The 16798-nt window shown below is 72.0% G+C and carries 17 protein-coding genes and 2 pseudogenes; 5 read left to right on the top strand and 14 right to left on the bottom strand.

What is annotated here, in order from left to right; all coding sequences use genetic code 11:
• Window positions 1–14: 14 nt before the first annotated feature.
• The gene (locus RM788_RS00915; protein ID WP_315929501.1) at window positions 15–593 is read right to left on the bottom strand and encodes a TetR/AcrR family transcriptional regulator; all 579 of its coding nucleotides are present in this window, start codon (window positions 591–593) and stop codon (window positions 15–17) included.
• A gap of 107 nt (window positions 594–700) precedes the next feature.
• Here RM788_RS00915 and RM788_RS00910 point away from each other — a divergent pair, with 107 nt between their 5' ends.
• On the top strand, window positions 701–1717 hold the full coding sequence (locus tag RM788_RS00910; protein WP_315929500.1) for an NAD(P)-dependent alcohol dehydrogenase: 1017 nt from the start codon (window positions 701–703) through the stop codon (window positions 1715–1717).
• Here the strand turns inward: RM788_RS00910 and RM788_RS00905 are convergent.
• The 5 genes and pseudogenes from RM788_RS00905 to RM788_RS00885 all read right to left on the bottom strand — a co-directional run bounded on the left by RM788_RS00905 (window position 1714) and on the right by RM788_RS00885 (window position 5439).
• The gene (locus RM788_RS00905; protein ID WP_315929498.1) at window positions 1714–2181 is read right to left on the bottom strand and encodes an SRPBCC family protein; all 468 of its coding nucleotides are present in this window, start codon (window positions 2179–2181) and stop codon (window positions 1714–1716) included. The genes RM788_RS00910 and RM788_RS00905 overlap by 4 nt on opposite strands.
• Window positions 2182–2200: 19 nt before the next feature.
• A pseudogene (locus tag RM788_RS00900) lies at window positions 2201–2998 on the bottom strand (arginase family protein); the annotation flags it as partial.
• Window positions 2999–3028: 30 nt separating this feature from the next.
• The gene (locus RM788_RS00895) at window positions 3029–3778 is read right to left on the bottom strand and encodes a dienelactone hydrolase family protein (RefSeq protein ID WP_399345338.1); all 750 of its coding nucleotides are present in this window, start codon (window positions 3776–3778) and stop codon (window positions 3029–3031) included.
• A gap of 55 nt (window positions 3779–3833) precedes the next feature.
• Window positions 3834–5117 (bottom strand): acyltransferase family protein, encoded by a 1284-nt coding sequence (locus RM788_RS00890; protein WP_315929495.1) that lies wholly within the window; start codon window positions 5115–5117, stop codon window positions 3834–3836.
• Window positions 5118–5178: 61 nt separating this feature from the next.
• Window positions 5179–5439 (bottom strand): SDR family NAD(P)-dependent oxidoreductase, encoded by a 261-nt coding sequence (locus RM788_RS00885; protein ID WP_315929493.1) that lies wholly within the window; start codon window positions 5437–5439, stop codon window positions 5179–5181.
• Window positions 5440–5451: 12 nt separating this feature from the next.
• On the opposite strand from RM788_RS00885, the gene RM788_RS00880 reads away from it, so the two are divergent.
• The gene (locus RM788_RS00880) at window positions 5452–5829 is read left to right on the top strand and encodes a winged helix-turn-helix transcriptional regulator (RefSeq protein ID WP_315929492.1); all 378 of its coding nucleotides are present in this window, start codon (window positions 5452–5454) and stop codon (window positions 5827–5829) included.
• Window position 5830: 1 nt separating this feature from the next.
• On the opposite strand, the gene RM788_RS00875 is transcribed toward RM788_RS00880, so the two are convergent.
• Entirely contained in the window at window positions 5831–6481 is a 651-nt protein-coding gene (locus RM788_RS00875; protein WP_315929491.1) for a response regulator transcription factor, read from the bottom strand.
• Window positions 6466–7707, bottom strand: coding sequence for a sensor histidine kinase (locus RM788_RS00870; RefSeq protein WP_315929490.1), 1242 nt, complete (start codon window positions 7705–7707; stop codon window positions 6466–6468). The genes RM788_RS00875 and RM788_RS00870 overlap by 16 nt, the downstream gene beginning before the upstream one ends.
• 191 nt (window positions 7708–7898) lie before the next feature.
• Between RM788_RS00870 and RM788_RS00865 the strand changes: the two genes are divergently transcribed.
• On the top strand, window positions 7899–8309 hold the full coding sequence (locus RM788_RS00865; protein WP_315929488.1) for a hypothetical protein: 411 nt from the start codon (window positions 7899–7901) through the stop codon (window positions 8307–8309).
• On the opposite strand, the gene RM788_RS00860 is transcribed toward RM788_RS00865, so the two are convergent.
• From RM788_RS00860 to RM788_RS00845, 4 genes are all read right to left on the bottom strand, one after another.
• Entirely contained in the window at window positions 8306–9211 is a 906-nt protein-coding gene (locus RM788_RS00860) for a trypsin-like serine peptidase (protein WP_315929487.1), read from the bottom strand. The two genes, RM788_RS00865 and RM788_RS00860, sit on opposite strands and share 4 nt — an antisense overlap.
• A gap of 46 nt (window positions 9212–9257) precedes the next feature.
• Window positions 9258–9845 (bottom strand): class I SAM-dependent methyltransferase, encoded by a 588-nt coding sequence (locus RM788_RS00855; RefSeq protein ID WP_315929485.1) that lies wholly within the window; start codon window positions 9843–9845, stop codon window positions 9258–9260.
• Between the two features lie 303 nt (window positions 9846–10148).
• The gene (locus RM788_RS00850) at window positions 10149–11546 is read right to left on the bottom strand and encodes a glycosyl hydrolase (RefSeq protein ID WP_315929484.1); all 1398 of its coding nucleotides are present in this window, start codon (window positions 11544–11546) and stop codon (window positions 10149–10151) included.
• Window positions 11547–11564: 18 nt separating this feature from the next.
• Window positions 11565–13865, bottom strand: a complete 2301-nt coding sequence (locus RM788_RS00845) for a glycosyl hydrolase (protein WP_315929483.1) — start codon at window positions 13863–13865, stop codon at window positions 11565–11567.
• A gap of 193 nt (window positions 13866–14058) precedes the next feature.
• Here RM788_RS00845 and RM788_RS52815 point away from each other — a divergent pair.
• Both RM788_RS52815 and RM788_RS00840 read left to right on the top strand, forming a co-directional pair.
• Window positions 14059–14220, top strand: a pseudogene (locus tag RM788_RS52815) (LacI family DNA-binding transcriptional regulator); the annotation flags it as partial.
• Window positions 14221–14316: 96 nt separating this feature from the next.
• Window positions 14317–15102 carry a LacI family DNA-binding transcriptional regulator gene (locus RM788_RS00840; RefSeq protein ID WP_315929482.1) on the top strand — a complete coding sequence of 262 codons (786 nt, stop codon included), beginning with the start codon at window positions 14317–14319 and terminating at the stop codon, window positions 15100–15102.
• 2 nt (window positions 15103–15104) lie between these two features.
• Here the strand turns inward: RM788_RS00840 and RM788_RS00835 are convergent, their stop codons facing one another.
• Window positions 15105–16121 (bottom strand): LacI family DNA-binding transcriptional regulator, encoded by a 1017-nt coding sequence (locus RM788_RS00835; protein ID WP_315929480.1) that lies wholly within the window; start codon window positions 16119–16121, stop codon window positions 15105–15107.
• Between the two features lie 61 nt (window positions 16122–16182).
• Window positions 16183–16743, bottom strand: coding sequence for a TetR/AcrR family transcriptional regulator (locus tag RM788_RS00830; protein ID WP_315929478.1), 561 nt, complete (start codon window positions 16741–16743; stop codon window positions 16183–16185).
• Between the last annotated feature and the right edge of the window lie 55 nt (window positions 16744–16798).

Here is a 16798-nt window from a genome sequence, read left to right as displayed (position 1 = left end):
ATGGTGCGTCGGGGTCAGGCCGGTTCCGGGCTGACCGCGCGGCGCACCATCTCCGCCAGTGCCCGGCGGCGGCGGTCGTGGTCGGCCTCGGGGTCGTCCTTGGTGGCGGTGTAGAAGAAGCTGATCGGGGACCAGGCGAGCGCCATCATCATGACCATGGCGAGCACGTCCTCGGGCGCGAGCGCCGCGGCGACCAGGCCGTCGCGCTGGGCGTCGGCGATGGCGGACAGCTTCCGCTCGGTCTGCTCGCCCATGTGGCTGACCAGTTCGCCGACAGGCACCCGTTCCAGCCGCGTCCAAGCGGCCAAGCGGGCCAACTCGGGCCGCTCCACACCCTCGTCGTACAGGCGGACCGCGTAGCCGGGCAGGTCGTCGGCGGTCATCGGCACCGCGTTGACGATGTGGTCGGCGTGTTCGCGGAACACCGCGTCGAACAAGCCGTCCTTGTCGCCGTAGTACGCGTAGAGCTGCGCTTTGTTCGCCTTCGCGTTGGCCGAGATCCGGTCGACCCTGGCGCCCGCGATGCCGTGGGCCGCGAACTCCTGGGTGGCGGCGTCGAGCAGGCGGCGCCTGGTGGCTTGTCCGTCTTTCACGGCCGAAGTGTAAACCAACTAGTTCGTTTGACCGGCTGTCCGAGCACGGCTACGGTGGATCGGGTAAGCAACAAACTAGTTTGTTTTATCAATCGGAGGGATCCACCGTGAAGGTCCACGCGTACGTGGCCGACAGCGCCGGGGCGCGCTTGCGCTCCCACGAGTACGAAGCGGGTCCGCTGGGGCCCAACGAGGTGGACGTCCGCGTGACGCACTGCGGGATCTGCCACACCGACATCGGGGCGATCGACGACGAGTGGGGATTCGGGCGGTTCCCCGTCGTCGCGGGCCACGAGACCGTCGGGACCGTGGTGGCGACCGGGGACGCGGTCGACCGCGACCTGTTGCCGATCGGACTGCGAGTAGGCGTCGGTGCCATCGCCGGGTCCTGCTCCGCCTGCGACTGGTGCCTGAGCGGACACCAGAACCTGTGCGCCCGCAAGGACGACGTCATCTTCCGCGGTATCGGCGGCGGGTTCGCCAGCCACATCCGCGCGAGCGACTGGCGCCACGTCTTCCCCATTCCGGACGCCATCTCCGACGCGCACGCCGCCCCGCTGTTCTGCGCGGGCACCACCGTCTTCGCCCCGCTGCTGGTCCACGGCGTGCGCCCGATCGACCGGGTCGCGGTCGTCGGCGTCGGCGGCCTCGGCCACCTGGCCGTCCAGTTCCTCGCGAAGTGGGGGTGCGCCGTCACCGCGATCTCCCGGACGCGGGCCAAGGAAGCCGACGCCCGCCGGTTCGGCGCGACGGACTTCATCGCAACCGGCGAGGAGGGAGCCCTGCGAGCCGCCGCGGGTACGTTCGACTTCGTGCTGACGACCGCCACCGGCGACCTGCCGTGGGACGACTACCTCGGCATCCTGCGGCCGCGGGGCAAGCTCTGCGTCGTCGGCGTTCCCGACAACCCCGTCACCGCGGGCGTCCTGAGCCTGCTGCCCGCGGAGAAGACCATCGTCGGCGGCATCGTCGGATCGCCGGTCCAGACCCGCCAGATGCTCGACTTCGCCGCCCGGCACGACATCCGCCCGGAGATCGAGACGTTCCCCGTCGCCGACGTGGAGCAGGCCCTCGACCGCGTTCGGCGGGGCACCGCGCGCTACCGCGCGGTCCTGGAACTCTAGGACCGCACCCGGAGGTACGCGTCGAGGTTCGCCAACGACGAGGCCAGCCCGACGGCGTGGTCCTCGGCCGAGATGCCGTCGGGAACGCCGTCGGCCCGGATCTCCACCCGTGTACCGCCCTCGACGCCGTCGATCGCCCAGGTCATGGTCATCGTGCCCGCGTAGGCCGGGTCGTCGGAGACGAACTCGACGGCCTGCACCACCCGCACGCCGGGGACGATGTCGACGAACCGCGCCTCGACGACGTCCGATCCGGCCGTCGCCTTGCCCGGCGAACCCGACGCGTCCGCGTAGGTCAGCACCAACCGGTACGACCCTCCGGGACGCGCGTCGAACCGCTCGAACCGGCCGCTCATTCCCTCGGGAGGCAGCCAGGCTTCGAGCGCGCCGGGATCGACGAGCGCGGCGTACACGCGTTCCGGCGCGGCGGCGATCACCCGTGATCCAGTGTCGGTCCTCGGCATGCCACCAGGCTAACCCGGCCTACCGCGCTTCCCCTGCCGCGGTGAGGAGTTCGGTGAGCAGACGGGTCCGGGTGGCGGTGTCCCGCCCGTCACGGGCGGGTTGCCACGGACAGGCGATGTCGACGGCGACCACCCGGCCGGTCGCCAGGACGCGGCGGGCGGCGTCGAGGACCGTGGGCCACGTGGGGCCGCCCGGCGCGGGGAAGAGCATCCCCGGCAGGTCTTCGCCCCTGATCACGTCCACGTCGATGTGCAGCACCAGCGGCCCCTCGGGCAGCAGCGGAGCCCGGAGTTCCTCGACCGTGTGGCGCCGGAGGTCGCCGGTGGAGAGGTACTCGGCCTCGGCGGGGTCGAGATCGCGCGCGTCGACCAGCACCGCCTGCCGCTCGCCGAGGGGACGCAGCCCCAGCGGCGTGGCGAACAGCTCCTCGTGCGCGCCCATCACCAGCCGCAGCGCCATGCCGCCGAGGTAACCCGAGGTGGAGCTGTCCAGGGTGTGCACGTCGCCGTGCGCGTCGAACCAGACCACCGACGGATCGAGCCCCGCGCGCTGGACACCCGTGATCGTGGCGCCCGCGACGAGGCAGTCCCCGGACAGCACCACCGGCGTGCTCGCGCCCCGAACCCGGAGCCCGGCGGCCACCCTGTCCGCCACCGGGTCGAACAGGGCCACCAGGCGCGTCCAGACGTCCCCTTCGGGCAGGTCGACCTCGACGGTCTCGACGACAGCCGACTCCGGCAGGGGGATGCGGCCGTCCGGCAGCCGCTCGTCCTGGTGGTAGGGCACGAGGATGGTCATGGGTCCAAGGTAGACACCCCGGCCACGCCGTCCCCGTGCCCCGGTGCCTCAGCCCGCGACCAGGTTGCGGTCGAGGAGGGGGAGCAGGCGGTCCCAGTGGCGCTGGAGTCCGGCGGGGTTGAAGGCCTCGGTGTCGGCCATCGTGAAGCCGTGGACGGTGTCGGGGTAGGTCTCGCAGGTGTGCGCGAGCCCCGCGGCGTCCATGGCCCGCTCGAGTTCGCCGAGCGCCTCGGGCGACAGGTCGCCGGGGGCGAGGCCGAGGTGGACCTTGGCGGTGACCGTGGAGACGAGCCGGTGCGGGCTGTCGGGCTCGTCGGTGACCAGGGCGCCGGGGTGGAACCCGCCGACCGCGGCCACCTTGTCCGGATGGGCGGCCGCGGTGCGCATCGCGAGCACGGCGCCCATGCAGTAGCCGACCACCCCGACCGGCCCGTCGACGACCTCGGGCCGGGAGGTGAGGAACCCGACGTAGGCGTCGGCGTCGCGCAGGACCCGCTCGGGGGTGTGCTCCTTCGCGAACGGGAGCAGCGTGGCGAACAGCCCCGGCCGGGCCTCGGCGGTGATGTGCTCGGGGAGTTCGACCACCGGCGCCGGGCCGCGCCGGTAGTAGATGTTGGGCACGAGCACGTAGTACCCGTGCCCGGCCAGTTCGCGGGCCATCTCCTCGATCACGGGCCGCAGGCCGAAGACGTCCGTGTACAGCAGCACTCCGGGGTGCCGCCCGCCGTCGTCGGGGAAGGCGGCGAACGCGTCGGCTCGGCCGTCCGCGGTGGTGATCGTCAGCGTCTGCGTGGGAATGGTGGGTCTTCCTTCCTGGAACTGGACTTGGTGCACAGCTCCACCATGGTAGAGGTCAGCCTGGAGATCGACCCGGCGACGACCCTTGGGCACCGGACAGCCCGCGCAGCACCTTCCGGCCGTACCGCTGGCCCGGTGCCTCGACGAAGCGGTGGGTCAGCACGCACAGCGGCAGCAGCACCGCGTAGAACCCGACCTCCAGCAGCGGGACGTCCTGCCGCCACCGGCCGATCGCGCTGTCGCTCACGGACAGCAGCACCGGGTGCACGAGGTAGATCGAGTAGCTGATCGTTCCCAGTGCGACCAGCAGGCGCGGTACCCGCTTCCGCCGCGCCGCGAGGCCGACGCCGAAGGTGAGCACGGCCAGCAGGAACGCCGTGATCCAGGCACGTCGGGTGAAGTGGGCGTCGTCGCCGTGCCAGTAGGCGCTCCCCACCGCGCAGACGACCACGACGGCGGTCGCGCCCGCCGCGCGCCACCAGGTGGTCTGCCCGTTCTCGGCCCGGTGGACGGCCGTGCCGAGGAACATCACGGCGAGGATCACCAGCCCCTCCCACGGGGCGACCGTGCCGTTGAAGATCACCAGGGTCAGCGCCAGCACCCCGCCCAGCACACCCCCGAACACCCTCAGCGCGGACGGCCCTGCGCTCGCGCAGCACACGGCCACCACGGTGGCGATCGTGGCCATCGCGATCAGGGGGCCGGTGCCGACCACACCGGACAGGGCGGAGGCGGGCAGCACGACCCCCACCGCCACGCTGACCGCGGCGGACACTGCCAGCGTGGCGGTGATCGCTGTCGAGCGCCGGTGCAGCCGCACGGTGAAGAGCGCGACGACCAGCAGGTAGAAAGCCATCTCGTAGGAGAGCGTCCACAGCACGTTCAGGAGGTTGTGCGTTCCCAGCAGCTCCTGGAACAGGGTGAGGTGCGCGACGGCCACGGCGGCGGCGCTCTGCCCACCGCGAACCTCCGCGAAGCCCGCCAGGCCGGCGAGGAGGATCGCGGCGACAGCTGCCGCGCACAGCGGGTGGATGCGGAACACGCGCCCGATCCAGAAGGCCCGGACGTCCCCCCGGCGTTCCAGCGATGCCGGGATGATGTAGCCGCTCACCAGGAAGAACACCATGATGCCGTACCTGCTGGTGTTGAACTCCGGCATCAGCTCCCGGCGGAGCTCCGGCAGGAAGGAGTACGAGGAGTGGTCGAACACCACGACGAGCGCCGCGATACCGCGCAACCCGTCCAGCCAGCCCAGCCGCGACGGACCGGAGGGCGGACGCGGAACGGCCGGGGACGACCGCTCCGGGGATGGTGGTGGGACTGCGGGTGCGGGGTCCATGAGTGGTCCACGGTTTTCCCCTCACGGGGGTTGCTTCCCCGGTCGCGGAAGGGGGAGGACGTCAGGCGCCACCCGAGTGGAGCAGGTCGCCGCCCAGACCGGCCAGCCGCCGGCTCAGCACGTCCAGGCCCCCGTCGACCCGGATGACCTGACCGGTGGCGACGGTGTTCACCGACACGCCCGCGAGCCCGACGTCGGCGGCGATGTGCCTGCTGCGGGTGTTGAGCGCGGCTTTCGCGACGGAGTGCGCGGCGATGGTGCCGACGGCGTCCGCCGCCGTGCTGGAGATGTGTACGACCCGGCCGGACCGCTGCGCCTTCATCACCCCGACCAGGTGATCGTGCCGGGGCTGCCGAGCGACCTGTTCCACACCGACTGCCCGGCACGGGTGGTGATCGACCACGTCGCCGGCCGGTGGACGCCGCTGATCCTCTCGGCCCTGCAACCGAAGGCGCTGCGCTTCTTCGAGGTGCGGGACAAGATCGGTGGCATCAGCGAGGAGGTCCTGTCGCGGAAGCTGCGGACCCTGGTCCGGGACGGCCTGGTCGAACGCACCGTCGAGCCCGCGACCCCGCCGCGGGTCAGCTACGCGCTGACGCCGCTCGGCCACGGCATCTCGATCTCCCTGGGGCACTCCTTCAGCTGGATCGCGGCCAATGGCGGCGCCGTCCTCGCCGCGCGGGAACGGCACGACCACCTCAACGGGGCCTGAGTCACGACCGGTCGTTCAGGTAGGCGAGGACGGCGAGGACGCGGCGGTTGCCGTCGTCGTCATCGCTGATCCCCAGCTTGCCGAACAGGGACGTCGTGTACTTGCCGATGGCGCTCTCGCTGAGGAAGAGGCGCCTGCCGATGGCCTGGTTGGACAGGCCCTCGGCCATGAGCGCGATCACCGAGCGCTCGCGTTCGGTCAACCGGTCGAGCCGCCGGTTCGCCGACCCGCCGCCGAGCAGCGCGCTGATGACGGCGGGGTCCATGGCGGTCCCGCCGCCCGCCACCCGTTCCAGGGCGTCGATGAACTGGTCGGCGTCGAACACGCTCTCCTTGAGCAGGTAGCCGACTCCGCCCGCGCTGTCGGCCAGGAGTTCGCGCGCGTAGAGCTGTTCGACGTGCTGGGAGAGGATCAGCACGGGCAGTCCGGGCTGTTCGCGGCGGGCCGCGAGCGCCGCCCGCAGGCCCTCGTCGGACTGGGTGGGCGGCATCCGGACGTCGACGACGGCCACGTCCGGCCGCCACGCCAGCAGCGCTTCGAGCGTCTCCGGTCCGGTGGTCGCCGTGGCCACCACCCGGTGGCCGTAGGCCTCGATGAGGCGGACCATCCCGTCCCGGAGGAGGTAGAGGTCCTCGGCTACGACGACGCGCACGACAGCACCATCCTCACCCGCGTGGGCCCGCCGTCCGGGCTGGTGATCGTCATCGTGCCGTCGAAGACCGCGAGGCGGCGGCGCAGACCGGCGAGACCGCTGCCGGACGACGGGTCGGCTCCGCCCCGTCCGTCGTCCTCGACCTCGACGACGAGGTCGGCGCCGGTCCGGACGACGGAGATCCGCGCACGGGTGGCGCGGGCGTGCCTGACGGCGTTGGTCAGCAGCTCGGCGACGCCGAAGTAGACGGCGGACTCGATCGGCGGGTCCAGGGGGAGCGTGCCGTCGGCGTCGACGGTCGTCTCGAGCGGGCAGTCCAGGGCGAGCGCGCGGAGGGCGTCGACGAGACCGCGTTCAATCAGCACCGGGGGACTGATCCCCCTGACCAGGTCGCGCAGTTCGGTCAGCGACGAGGCCGCACCCGTCCGGGCGTCCCGCAGCAGCGCCTTGGCCTGACCGGGATCGGTGTCCATCAGCTTCTCCGCGGTCGCCAGCGAGAGCCCGAGCGCGACCAGCCGCGCCTGCGCCCCGTCGTGCAGGTCCCGTTCGATCCGGCGGATCTCGGCGGCCTGAGCGACCGTCGTGTCCGCCCGCTGGGCCGTCAGCTCCTCCACCCGGTCGGCCAGCGCCATCGCGGGCGACGCGCGCAGGAAGTGGACGGCGACCGGTTCGACGGGCCGCCAGGCGTACGGGGCGGTGGCGACGGCCACGACCACACCGAGCAGGCGCAGGGCGAGCACCGGCTGGCCGACCACCAGGACGGCGACCGCGACGGGCGGGACGGCCGCGACCACGCCCGCGGTGACCGGGGCGACCAGCAGGAACCGCAGGTCGCGCCACGTGGCCGGATCGCTCGCCCAGAGCCGCCAGCGCAGCTCCTGGTGCGCGTCCCGACTGGTGCGCGAGTAGGAGAACCCGTTCCACCAGTACCCCGTGGACAGCCGCGTCACCGGACCCGCCTCCCGGTAGCCGGGGGCGACGACGGTGCCGGTCCACTTCGCGACCAGCCGTCGGAACACCCGGCACAGCGGGCGGGACAGGGCGAGGGTGGCCAGGGCGGGCAGCACGACCAGCGGCACCCACGACCACGGGTTCCCCGACCACCAGACCGCCACCACCACCGCGGCCGCCCACATGGCCGGAACCAGCATCGTGACCACCACCACGACGCACGCCCGCACGAACCCCGCGCAGGCGCTCCGCACCCACGACACGACCTGTCGCATGGACTTCTCCTCCTCCGGTACGACCCCCACCGCGGCGATCCGCGTCCACTGTGCACCGCCCGGACCCCGATTCCGCCCGCACGGCCGCAGGAGTGGGGCTGGCCCCACCCACCCGTAGGCCCAGGCCCGTACCCGGCCTCGGCCGCGCTTCCTAACGTCGACACCGCAAGCCGAACCGAGGAGGAAAAACCGTGGAAACCCACGACAAGCCCGACACCCGACAGGCCTTCGGCACCGTGAAGCTGCTCGTCGCCGCCTACGGCGCGGTGAGCGCGGCCGTCTTCACCGCGGTCGTCGTCCTGTCGATCACCGGGCACGCGGTGACGTCGTTCATGTGGGGCCGGGCAAGCGGTGTCCTGGCCAGCGCGGCGGTGACGTACTGGCTGGTCACCCTCGCCGCGAGGGGCTCGCGGTCGGCCTACGTCCGGGTGCGGATCATCTCGGTCGTCGTGCCGATCGCGATCATCGTCATCGACCTGGTCGCGGACGGCCTGCCGACGTGGTTCGTCGTGGTGCAGGTCGCCTGCGCCCTGGCCGTCGGCGCGACCGCCTTCATCGTCAACGGATCCCGACTGCGCGGGGCTTTTCCCAAGGCGGTCTAGAGATCGCCCGCGCGCTGGTAGAGGTCGTGCACGGCGTCGGTGAAGGCCGCGCCGCTGAGGTTCTGGGTGACGCCGTCGCCGTTGAGGGTCCCCATGCTGGTGACCGAGAAGATCGTCCCCTTCCCGGTGGCGGGGTCGAAGTCCTCCAGCCACGGGCCGCCGCTGGAGCCGCCCGCCATGTCGCAGTCGGACCGCCACGACGAGTACACCGAGTTGGTCTTCAGGGTGGCGGGCAGGACGCAGGACACCAGGGATTCCCCTCGGGCCAGCCGGGACAACGGGTAGCCGAGGATCGTGGTGTCCACAGGGGACGGTGGCCGGTCGAAGGAGATGTCCTGCGTTCCCGCCACGTCGGCGACGTGCGCGCCGTCGACCGGGTCCAGGGCGATCACCGCGTCGTCGTCGAGCGCGCTGCTGGGGCCGAGGTAGGTGCCGGGCCAGGCGAAGGCGCGGACGGGGAACACGCCGCGGGGGTGCTCGCCGTGCTGGTAGCCGGGCATGAACACGACGTTGGTGACCTTGATCGGGTTGTCGCGCCGGTCCAGGCCGCCGTTGACGCAGTGGCCCGCGGTGAACGCGACGTCCTTGCTGGAACTGGGCACGACGGTCGCGGTGCACGACGCGTCACCGCCGGGCACCAGGGTCAGGAACAGCCGTCCGACACCGGGCGGCACGGCGCCGTCCCAGGTCGTGGCGACGCTCTCGGCGGGGGCCAGGTGGTCGTCGGAGTCGAGGCGCGCGATCCGGTCGGGCGTCCAGTAGGACACCGCCGCGGCCCGGTCCGCCTCGGCGACGGTGGTCACCACGTCGGTGCCCACCGCGTTCGCCGGTGCGGCCGTCAGCGCCAGCGCGATGCCGACGACCGTGAACACGGCGGCGGAACGTGCGGTGATCGTTGTCATGCGCAGTGGACGCCCCAGTACCCGTCGAGGTTGTGCGGCCCGGTGATCAGGCCGGGCTGATGAGCAGGTACCGCTCGTCGTCGACGGGCTTGCCCCAGAGCGCGGGGTCGTCGAGGTGCCGCACGGTGGCTTCGCGGCGGTGGGTGAGGACGAGGGCCTGGCACTCGGACGCGGTCAGGCCGGATCCGGTTGACCAGCGGCCTTCGATGAGCACCAGTTTTCCGCCTGGGCGCAGGAGTCGGGTCCAGTGGTGGAGTGCGGTGGCGGGGTCGGGGAGTGCCCAGAGGACGTGTCGGGCCAGGACCACGTCGCAGGATGCCGGGGGGAACGGTGGGGTGCTTGCGTCGCCCTGCTGGAAGTCCACGTCGAGGTGGAGGTTGGTGGCTTTCGCTTTGGCGGCGGCGATCATCCGGGGGGACAGGTCGAGGCCTTGGACGGTGTGACCGGCCTGGGCGAGGAGGACGGCGAGGCTGCCGGTGCCGCAGCCGAGGTCGATGACCGAGCCTGGCGGTGGGGGGATTTGGGGGAGGAGGAGGTTGGCCCAGGCCGTTTGGACGGTGGGGTCTTGGAGGCCGTGGTCGGGTTCGTCGTCGAAGGTGGGTGCTTGGGAGTCCCAGAAGTCTTGTGCGCGCATGGTGGTCATGGTGCTTGGTCGGTGTGCTGGGGCGTCGGGGGTCGCCGTTGTCACGGGGTATCGGATCCGCCGTGCTTCGGGTGCGGCCGGCTTGACTTGGGGCCCCTTTTTGGGCCTTGTCGGCGTAAAAGGGCAGGTGGTAGAGATGCCCGCCGACAAATTGCAGGCCCAAAAACCCCAAGTCAAGCCGGCCGCACGGCGGACGGGTCGTGCTCATTGCCGTTGTGGTTCGGGTGTTCGGCTCGGCTGGGTGGTCAATGCAGGCCAGCCGCGCCGCGTGTGTGGATGAGAGCCCGAACCTTTTTAAGGCAGTGTCCACGCCTGGTTGGTGTTGCCGGTGCAGTCCCAGATCTGCAACCTGGTGCCGTTGGCGGTGCCCTTGCCGACCGCGTCCAGGCAGCGGCCGGAGCCGGTGTTGACCAGGGTGGTGGAGGTGGTGGTCCACTTCTGGGCGTTGGTGCCATTGCAGTCCCAGAGTTGGACGGCGGTGCCGTTGGCCGTGCCTGCGCTGGCGACGTCCAGGCACTTGCCGAGTGCGCGCAGGGTGCCGTCGGTGCCGATGGTCCAGCGTTGGGCGGTGCCGCCGTCGCAGGTGTAGAGCTGGACGGGGGTGCCGTTGGTGGTGTTCGACGCGGTGACGTCGACGCACTTGCCGCTGCCGCTGATCTGGCCCGCCCTGGTCGTGGGTGCGCCGGGGAGGTGGACCTCGCCGCGGTTGAGGACCCTGCCGTCGTAGTAGGTGCGCTTGACGGCGTCGTTGTTGTTCCACGCGGGATCGGTGAGCCAGTTGATCCACACGCTGAAGTAGGTCCACTTCGGTTGCGCGGCAAGGGTTTGCGGGGTCGGGACGGTGCCCACCTCGGCGAGGGCGATCGGTTTGCCGCCGGAGGTGGAGACCATGGCGTTGTAGTACTCGGTGGTGGGCTGCTGGTTCGACCAGGCGTCGAGGGCGGCGACGTCGACGTAGGAGGAGCCCGGCCAGTAGTCGGCGAGGTGGGAGGCGCCGCCCGCGATGTCCTTGACGTTCCACACCCACACCAGGTTGTCGAGCCCCTTCACGTTCGTCAGGTAGTCGTGGGTGATCTGGTAGAGCTTGCGGCTGCCGTTGGCGCCCGGACGGCCGCCCCACCAGGACCAGCCCTCGTTCATCTCGTGGATCGGCCGCCACAGCACGGGGATGCCGTTGTTCTTGAGGTCCTGCAAGTACGGCACGGCCTCGTCGAGGCGCTGCTTCCAGCGCTGGTTGAGGCCGGACCCGTCGGTGACCAGCTCGTTCCACTGCGGTTCGGACAGGGTGCTGCGGATGGCGCCGTCGCCCCAGTCCCAGTGGCACGTCGTCGCGACGGTGGGCGGGCATGAGTGCCACACGAGGGCGGGGATGGAGCCGGCGGCCCAAACGGACTTGGCCTGGGCGATGACGGTGGCGCGGGCGTTGATGTCGTTCTGCTCGAACGCGAAGTCGCCGCCCCACACACCGGGGTACTCGCCGGTGATGTCGTGGACCTTGTTCTGCCACGTCGACGGCGCCGAGCTGGGCCCGTCCTGCTGGCCGGACAACGTGTTCCTGCCGCTGATCCCGGCGAGGTAGCCGACCAGGTCCGAGGCGGTGGCGGTGGTGTGGACGTCGGCCGACGCGGTGCCGGCCGTGGAAGCGAGGAGCAGGGCGAGGGCCGCGGCCCAGCGCTTGCGTGCGTGTCGCATGGTTCTCCCTCCGAGGGGTCAGGCGGTCAGGCGGAAGCGCTGGAAGAACTGCCACATCAGGGTGTTGGCCGCGATCTCGCGGGTGGTGGTGCCGTTGCCCGCGGACTCGGTCGGCGCGCCGGGCCAGGTGTGCCCGCCGTCGGAGACCGAGTACAGGACGACGTCGGCGCCGGTGCCGCACCCCGAGTAGACCGACCTGCTGACGTGCGTGCTGACCTGGGAGGTAGTCGGTCCGGTGCCGCAGCCGCCGATGGCGGCCCACCGCTGCTGCGCGGCGGGCACGGAGTACCGCCACACGTCGCTGCCGCCGCCCGCGTACGGGTTCGTGTTGTCCTGCTGCCCGTGGAACGCGACGACCGGCACGCCCCGGCCCGGCCGGCACGACTGGGCGTCCGGCCGGGTGGTGTCCTGCGGGTCGGGGCGACCGGCGCGCAGGCCCGCGACCGGGGCGATGGCGGCGATCCGGCCCGGTCGGGCGCACGCGTAGGCGGAGATCATCCGGCCGCCGCCGGAGTAGCCGGTGCCGTAGACGCGGGTCGTGTCGGCGCACAGCGGTGCGGCCAGCGCGCTCACGACCTGGTCGAGGAACGCCACGTCGTCACGGGCGCCCGCGGGCGGCGCGCCGACACCGGGGACGTTCCAGACGTACCCGCTGCCGCTGGCGATGGCCCCGCTCGGCGCGACCACCAGGTACTTGTCCCGGTCGGCCGCCGCCTTCATGTCGCTGTAGGAGAGCTGGCCTCCGCCGGTGCTCCCGCTGCCGTGCAGGTTGAGCACGACGGGCAGCGCCGTCGTGTTCGCGACGCCCGCCGGCACGTAGGCGGTGACCTGGTAGGTGGTGCCCGCGAGCGTGACCGGCAGGGTCCGCTCGCCCGCGCCGAACGCGCGCGCGCACTGGGTGGACGTGCCGGGGAGCGTCCAGTTCTGGTTGGTCTGGCCGTTGCACGACCAGAGCTGGAGCTTCGTGCCGTCCGCGCTGGCCTGCCCGGTGGCGTCCAGGCACCGGCCGGTCTCCGGGTTCACCAGGGTCGCCCCGTTCTGAGTCCACCGCTGGTGGGTGTTGCCCGCACCGCAGGTCCAGAGCTGGATCTTCGTGCCGTCGGCGTTGATCCCGCCGTTCACGTCGAGGCACTTGCCGAGCGCCCGGATCGTGCCGTCGGCGCCGACCGTCCACTGCTGGGCGGTGCCGCCGTTGCAGGTGTAGAGCTGCACCTGCGTGCCGTCGGCGGTGTTCGCGGCGGCGACGTCGACGCACTTGCCGCCGAGCCCGGTGATCGGCCCGGTGCGCGTCGTGCCGCCTCCGCCACCACCGCCCGCGGGCACGGTGAACTCGCCGCGGTTGAGCACGCGGGGTGCGAAGTAGGACGCCTGCACGCCAGCGTTGGTGTTGTACTTGGGATCGGTGAGCCACTCCGCCCACACCATCCACCACGCCCAGCGCGGCTGCGCGTTCATGACCGCTGGCGTCGGGGTCTTGCCGACCTCGGCCAGCGCGATCGGCTTGCCGCCCGCGATGGTCAGCATCGCCTGGTAGTCCGACGCGCTGGGTTCGAGCTTGTTCCACACGTCCAGGCTCGCGACGTCCACGTAGGCCGAACCGGGCCAGTACTGGGAGATCGAGCCCATGTCGACGTCCTTGACGTTCCACACCCACACCAGGTTGTCGAAGCCCTGGGTGTTGGTGAAGTAGTCGTGGGCGATCTGGTAGAGCTTGCGGCTGCCGTCGGCGCCGGGGTGCCCGCCCCACCACGACCAGCCCTCGTTCATCTCGTGCACCGGCCGGAACAGCACCGGCACCCCGGCGTCCTTGAGCTGCCGCAGGTAGGGGACAGCCTCGCTGAGCCGGTTCTTGTACGCGGTGTTGAGCGCCGTGCCGTCGGCGACGAGCTGGCTCCACTGGGTGGGGTTGAGGGAGGACTTGATGTTCGTCTCCCAGTCGCACGTCGGGCCGCCGGTGGGCGGGCAGAAGTGCCACGTCAGCGCGACGACCGACCCGGCCCGCCACTGCCGGATGGCCTCGTCGACCATGGACTGGCGGTGGCTGACGTCGTCGGGCAGGAACAGGAAGTCGCCGCCCCACAGGCCGGGGGTCTGGCCGGTGATCGACTGGGCGACGCGGGTGTACTTGGTGGGGTCGGAGTTGGGCTCGCGGTTGTGCTGGCCCGACAGCGTGTACTGGCCGGAGATGCCGGTCAGGTAGTCGATCAGGGCCGCGCGGGTGGAGGCGGGGAACGCCTGCGCGGACGTCGGGACGAGCAGGGACACGGCCAGCAGGACGGCGCCGACGACGGCGAGCGCGCGACTCCGCGGGCGGGTCATCGGTGGGTCTCGGAGCGTGCGGGGGCAGGGCACATGGAACGGCTCCTCGGCTTCGCAGGGTGAGGGCGGGGATGGCCACTTCCGCGATGTGCTTAACCGCGTAAGTACCTGGACCATAGGAGTAGGTTTCCGGACTGTCAACGTCTGGTAACCCGGCGTTGATCACCGCGAGCGGGGCTGACGAGGAGCATTGGTGAACCGAGAAAGTTCCTCTCCGACACCGGCTAGAAGACCCACGATCACCGACGTCGCCCGCGCGGCCGGTGTCTCCAAGGGGGCCGCGTCCTACGCCCTCAACGGCCGCCCCGGCGTCTCCGAGGCGACCAGGTCACGCGTTCTGGCCGCCGCCGACGCGCTGGGGTTCCGCGCCAGCAGCGCCGCCCGCGCGCTGGCGGGCGCCCGGTCCGGGGTGGTCGGGCTGACCCTGCGCAGACCCGCCAGGACCCTGGCCGTGGAACCGTTCTACATGGAGCTGATCAGCGGCCTGGAGGCCGGGCTGGCCGTCCACTCGTACTCGCTGCTGCTCCAGATGGTCCACGACCACGGGCACGAGATCGAGGTGCACCGGCGGTGGCGCAACGACCACAGCGTCGACGGTGTGCTGATCTGCGACGTCGGCGTGGATGACGGGCGCGTGCCCGCGCTGGAGGAGCTGGGGCTCCCCGCCGTGGTGATCGGCCCGCCGTCGGTCAGCGGCGCGCTGGCGAGCATCTGGTCCGACGACGGCGTGTCGCTCGCGGAGGCCGTGCGGTACCTGGTGACCCTCGGCCACCGGCGGATCGCCCGTGTCGGCGGCCTGCCGCACCTCGCGCACACCGCGATCCGCACGCGCAGGTTCGCCGCGCTGGCCGAGGAGTTCGGGCTCGACAGCGCGGTCGCGGTCCCGTCCGACTACACCGGCGAGGACGGCGCGCGGGTCACCCGCGACCTGCTCGGCGGTGGGGACCGGCCCACGGCGTTGATCTACGACAACGACATCATGGCCGTCGCCGGACTCGCCGCGGCACAGGGGATGGGCCTGTCCGTGCCGCGCGACCTGTCCATCGTGGCCTGGGACGACTCACCGGTCTGCCAACTGGTCCGGCCACCGCTGACCGCGTTGGCCCGCGACATCTCCGCCTACGGCACGCACGCCGCCCGCCTGCTGCTGGCCGCCGTCGACGGCCTGCCGGTCACCAGCGTGCACGACGAACCCGCGCACCTGAGCCCGCGCGGCAGCACCGCCCCACCGCCCTGACCTCAGCCGGGCGGCCCGGTGCTGCCCCGGACCACCAGCGCCGCCGTCTGGTCCTTGACCGCGCGCGGCGGTGCGCCGTCCAGCACGTCCAGCAGCAGCCGCGCGGCGTGCGCCCCGTAGCCGATCAGGTCGCGGCGCAGCACGGTGAGCGCGGGCGCCACGGCCTGGCACAGCGACGAGTCCTCGTAGGCCACGATGGACAGTCCACTGGGGACGCCGACGCCCATCTCCTGCGCCACGGCCAATCCGGCGACCGCCATGACGTCGTTGTCGTAGACGATCGCGGTCGGGCGGCCCGGCGCGCTCAGGATCCGCCGCGTCACCCGCGTGCCCGCGGCACCCGAGTAGTCGGCGCGCACCACGGTCGCCTCGATCCCCAGCGCGGCGCAGGCGGTGCGGAACGCCGTGTCGCGCACGACCGTGTGCGCCATCGCGACCGGCCCGCTGACCCTCGTGACGTGCCGGTGCCCGAGACCGGCCAGGTGGCGCACCGACTCCTTGACGGCGGCCGCGTCGTCGCACCACACGCTGGTGACCCCGTCGTCGGGCGCGGGCCCGCCCACCACCACCGCGGGCAGCCCCAGCCCCCGCAGCGCACCGACCCTGGGGTCGTGGGTCTCCAGGTCGCACAGCAGCACGCCGCCGACCCGCCGCTCCGCGCTCCACCGCCGGTAGACGTCCAACTCCTCCGCGGTGTCCTCGACGAACCGCAGCACCAGCCCCATGTCACGGGCCATCAGTTCGTCCTGCACGCCGCTGATCAGCTCCCGGCGGAACACCTCCACGGCGATCGTCGCCGACGACGGCCTGCGCATGGTCAGCCCGACGGCCCCCGAGGTGGCCCCGCGCAGCGCCAGGGCGGAGCCGTTCGCGGTGAACCCGACCTCCCGCGCCACGGCCAGGACGCGGTCGCGCACCTCCGCCGACACACCGGGCCGCCCGTTGAGCGCGTAGGACACGGCCACCCGCGACACCCCGACCCGCTTCGCGATGTCGGACATGGTGACCTGGCGGGACATCCGGCCCTCCTCGCGCGTCGGCCGGGTCAGCATACGGTCGACGCGCCCGGCACCGCCGTGATCACGCGGGGGACCCGGTCAGGTAATGGCGGAAGACCGGCGCCACCCACCGCAGCAGGTCGTCACGGCTCATGGCGACCAGCGGCGGTACCTTGAGCACGTACCGGGCGAACGCCAGGCCGAGGATCTGGGAGCCGAGCAGGGACGCGCGGTCGGCGGGGCGGTCGACCGCGGCGGCCGCGAGCGCGGGGTAGACCTGGCTCGCGAACAGCTCCAGCATCTTCGCGCCCGCGGCGTCGCTGCTCGCCGCGGCGCGCAGCAGCGACAGGAAGCCCGCGTCGCCCTCCCACACGGCGAAGAACCTCGGCATCAGCACGTCGGCCAGGTCCTCGGGGCGGACGCCGTCGAGGTCGGGCAGGTCCAGGTCGAACCGGGCCGCTTCGGCGAACAGGTCGTCCTTCGTCCGGAAGTACCGGACCACCATCGCCGGGTCGACGCCGACGTCACCGGCCACCTGGCGCATGGTCACCCGGTCGTAGCCGGTGGTGCCGAAGCGCTCGCGGGCCGCGTCCAGGATCGCGGCACGGGTGGCGGTGGCGGAGCGGCGGCGCTGTTCGGTCATGGGCGCCAGGATAAGTCACCGGCTGTTGACCAAACAGCGCGCGGGGCTCTACGGT

Source organism: Umezawaea sp. Da 62-37, from assembly GCF_032460545.1.
Lineage (GTDB): Bacteria > Actinomycetota > Actinomycetes > Mycobacteriales > Pseudonocardiaceae > Umezawaea.
This window is presented reverse-complemented; position numbering and strand designations above follow the sequence as displayed.

Coding starts and splice junctions, on each gene's coding strand:
- RM788_RS00830 (WP_315929478.1), bottom strand. CDS start 16,743: ATGACCGAACAGCGCCGCCGCTCCGCCACCGCCACCCGTGCCGCGATC.
- RM788_RS00885 (WP_315929493.1), bottom strand. CDS start 5,439: ATGAAGGCGCAGCGGTCCGGCCGGGTCGTACACATCTCCAGCACGGCG.
- RM788_RS00855 (WP_315929485.1), bottom strand. CDS start 9,845: ATGCGCGCACAAGACTTCTGGGACTCCCAAGCACCCACCTTCGACGAC.
- RM788_RS00890 (WP_315929495.1), bottom strand. CDS start 5,117: ATGGACCCCGCACCCGCAGTCCCACCACCATCCCCGGAGCGGTCGTCC.
- RM788_RS00845 (WP_315929483.1), bottom strand. CDS start 13,865: ATGACCCGCCCGCGGAGTCGCGCGCTCGCCGTCGTCGGCGCCGTCCTG.
- RM788_RS00860 (WP_315929487.1), bottom strand. CDS start 9,211: ATGACAACGATCACCGCACGTTCCGCCGCCGTGTTCACGGTCGTCGGC.
- RM788_RS00835 (WP_315929480.1), bottom strand. CDS start 16,121: ATGTCCCGCCAGGTCACCATGTCCGACATCGCGAAGCGGGTCGGGGTG.
- RM788_RS00850 (WP_315929484.1), bottom strand. CDS start 11,546: ATGCGACACGCACGCAAGCGCTGGGCCGCGGCCCTCGCCCTGCTCCTC.
- RM788_RS00905 (WP_315929498.1), bottom strand. CDS start 2,181: ATGCCGAGGACCGACACTGGATCACGGGTGATCGCCGCCGCGCCGGAA.
- RM788_RS00870 (WP_315929490.1), bottom strand. CDS start 7,707: ATGCGACAGGTCGTGTCGTGGGTGCGGAGCGCCTGCGCGGGGTTCGTG.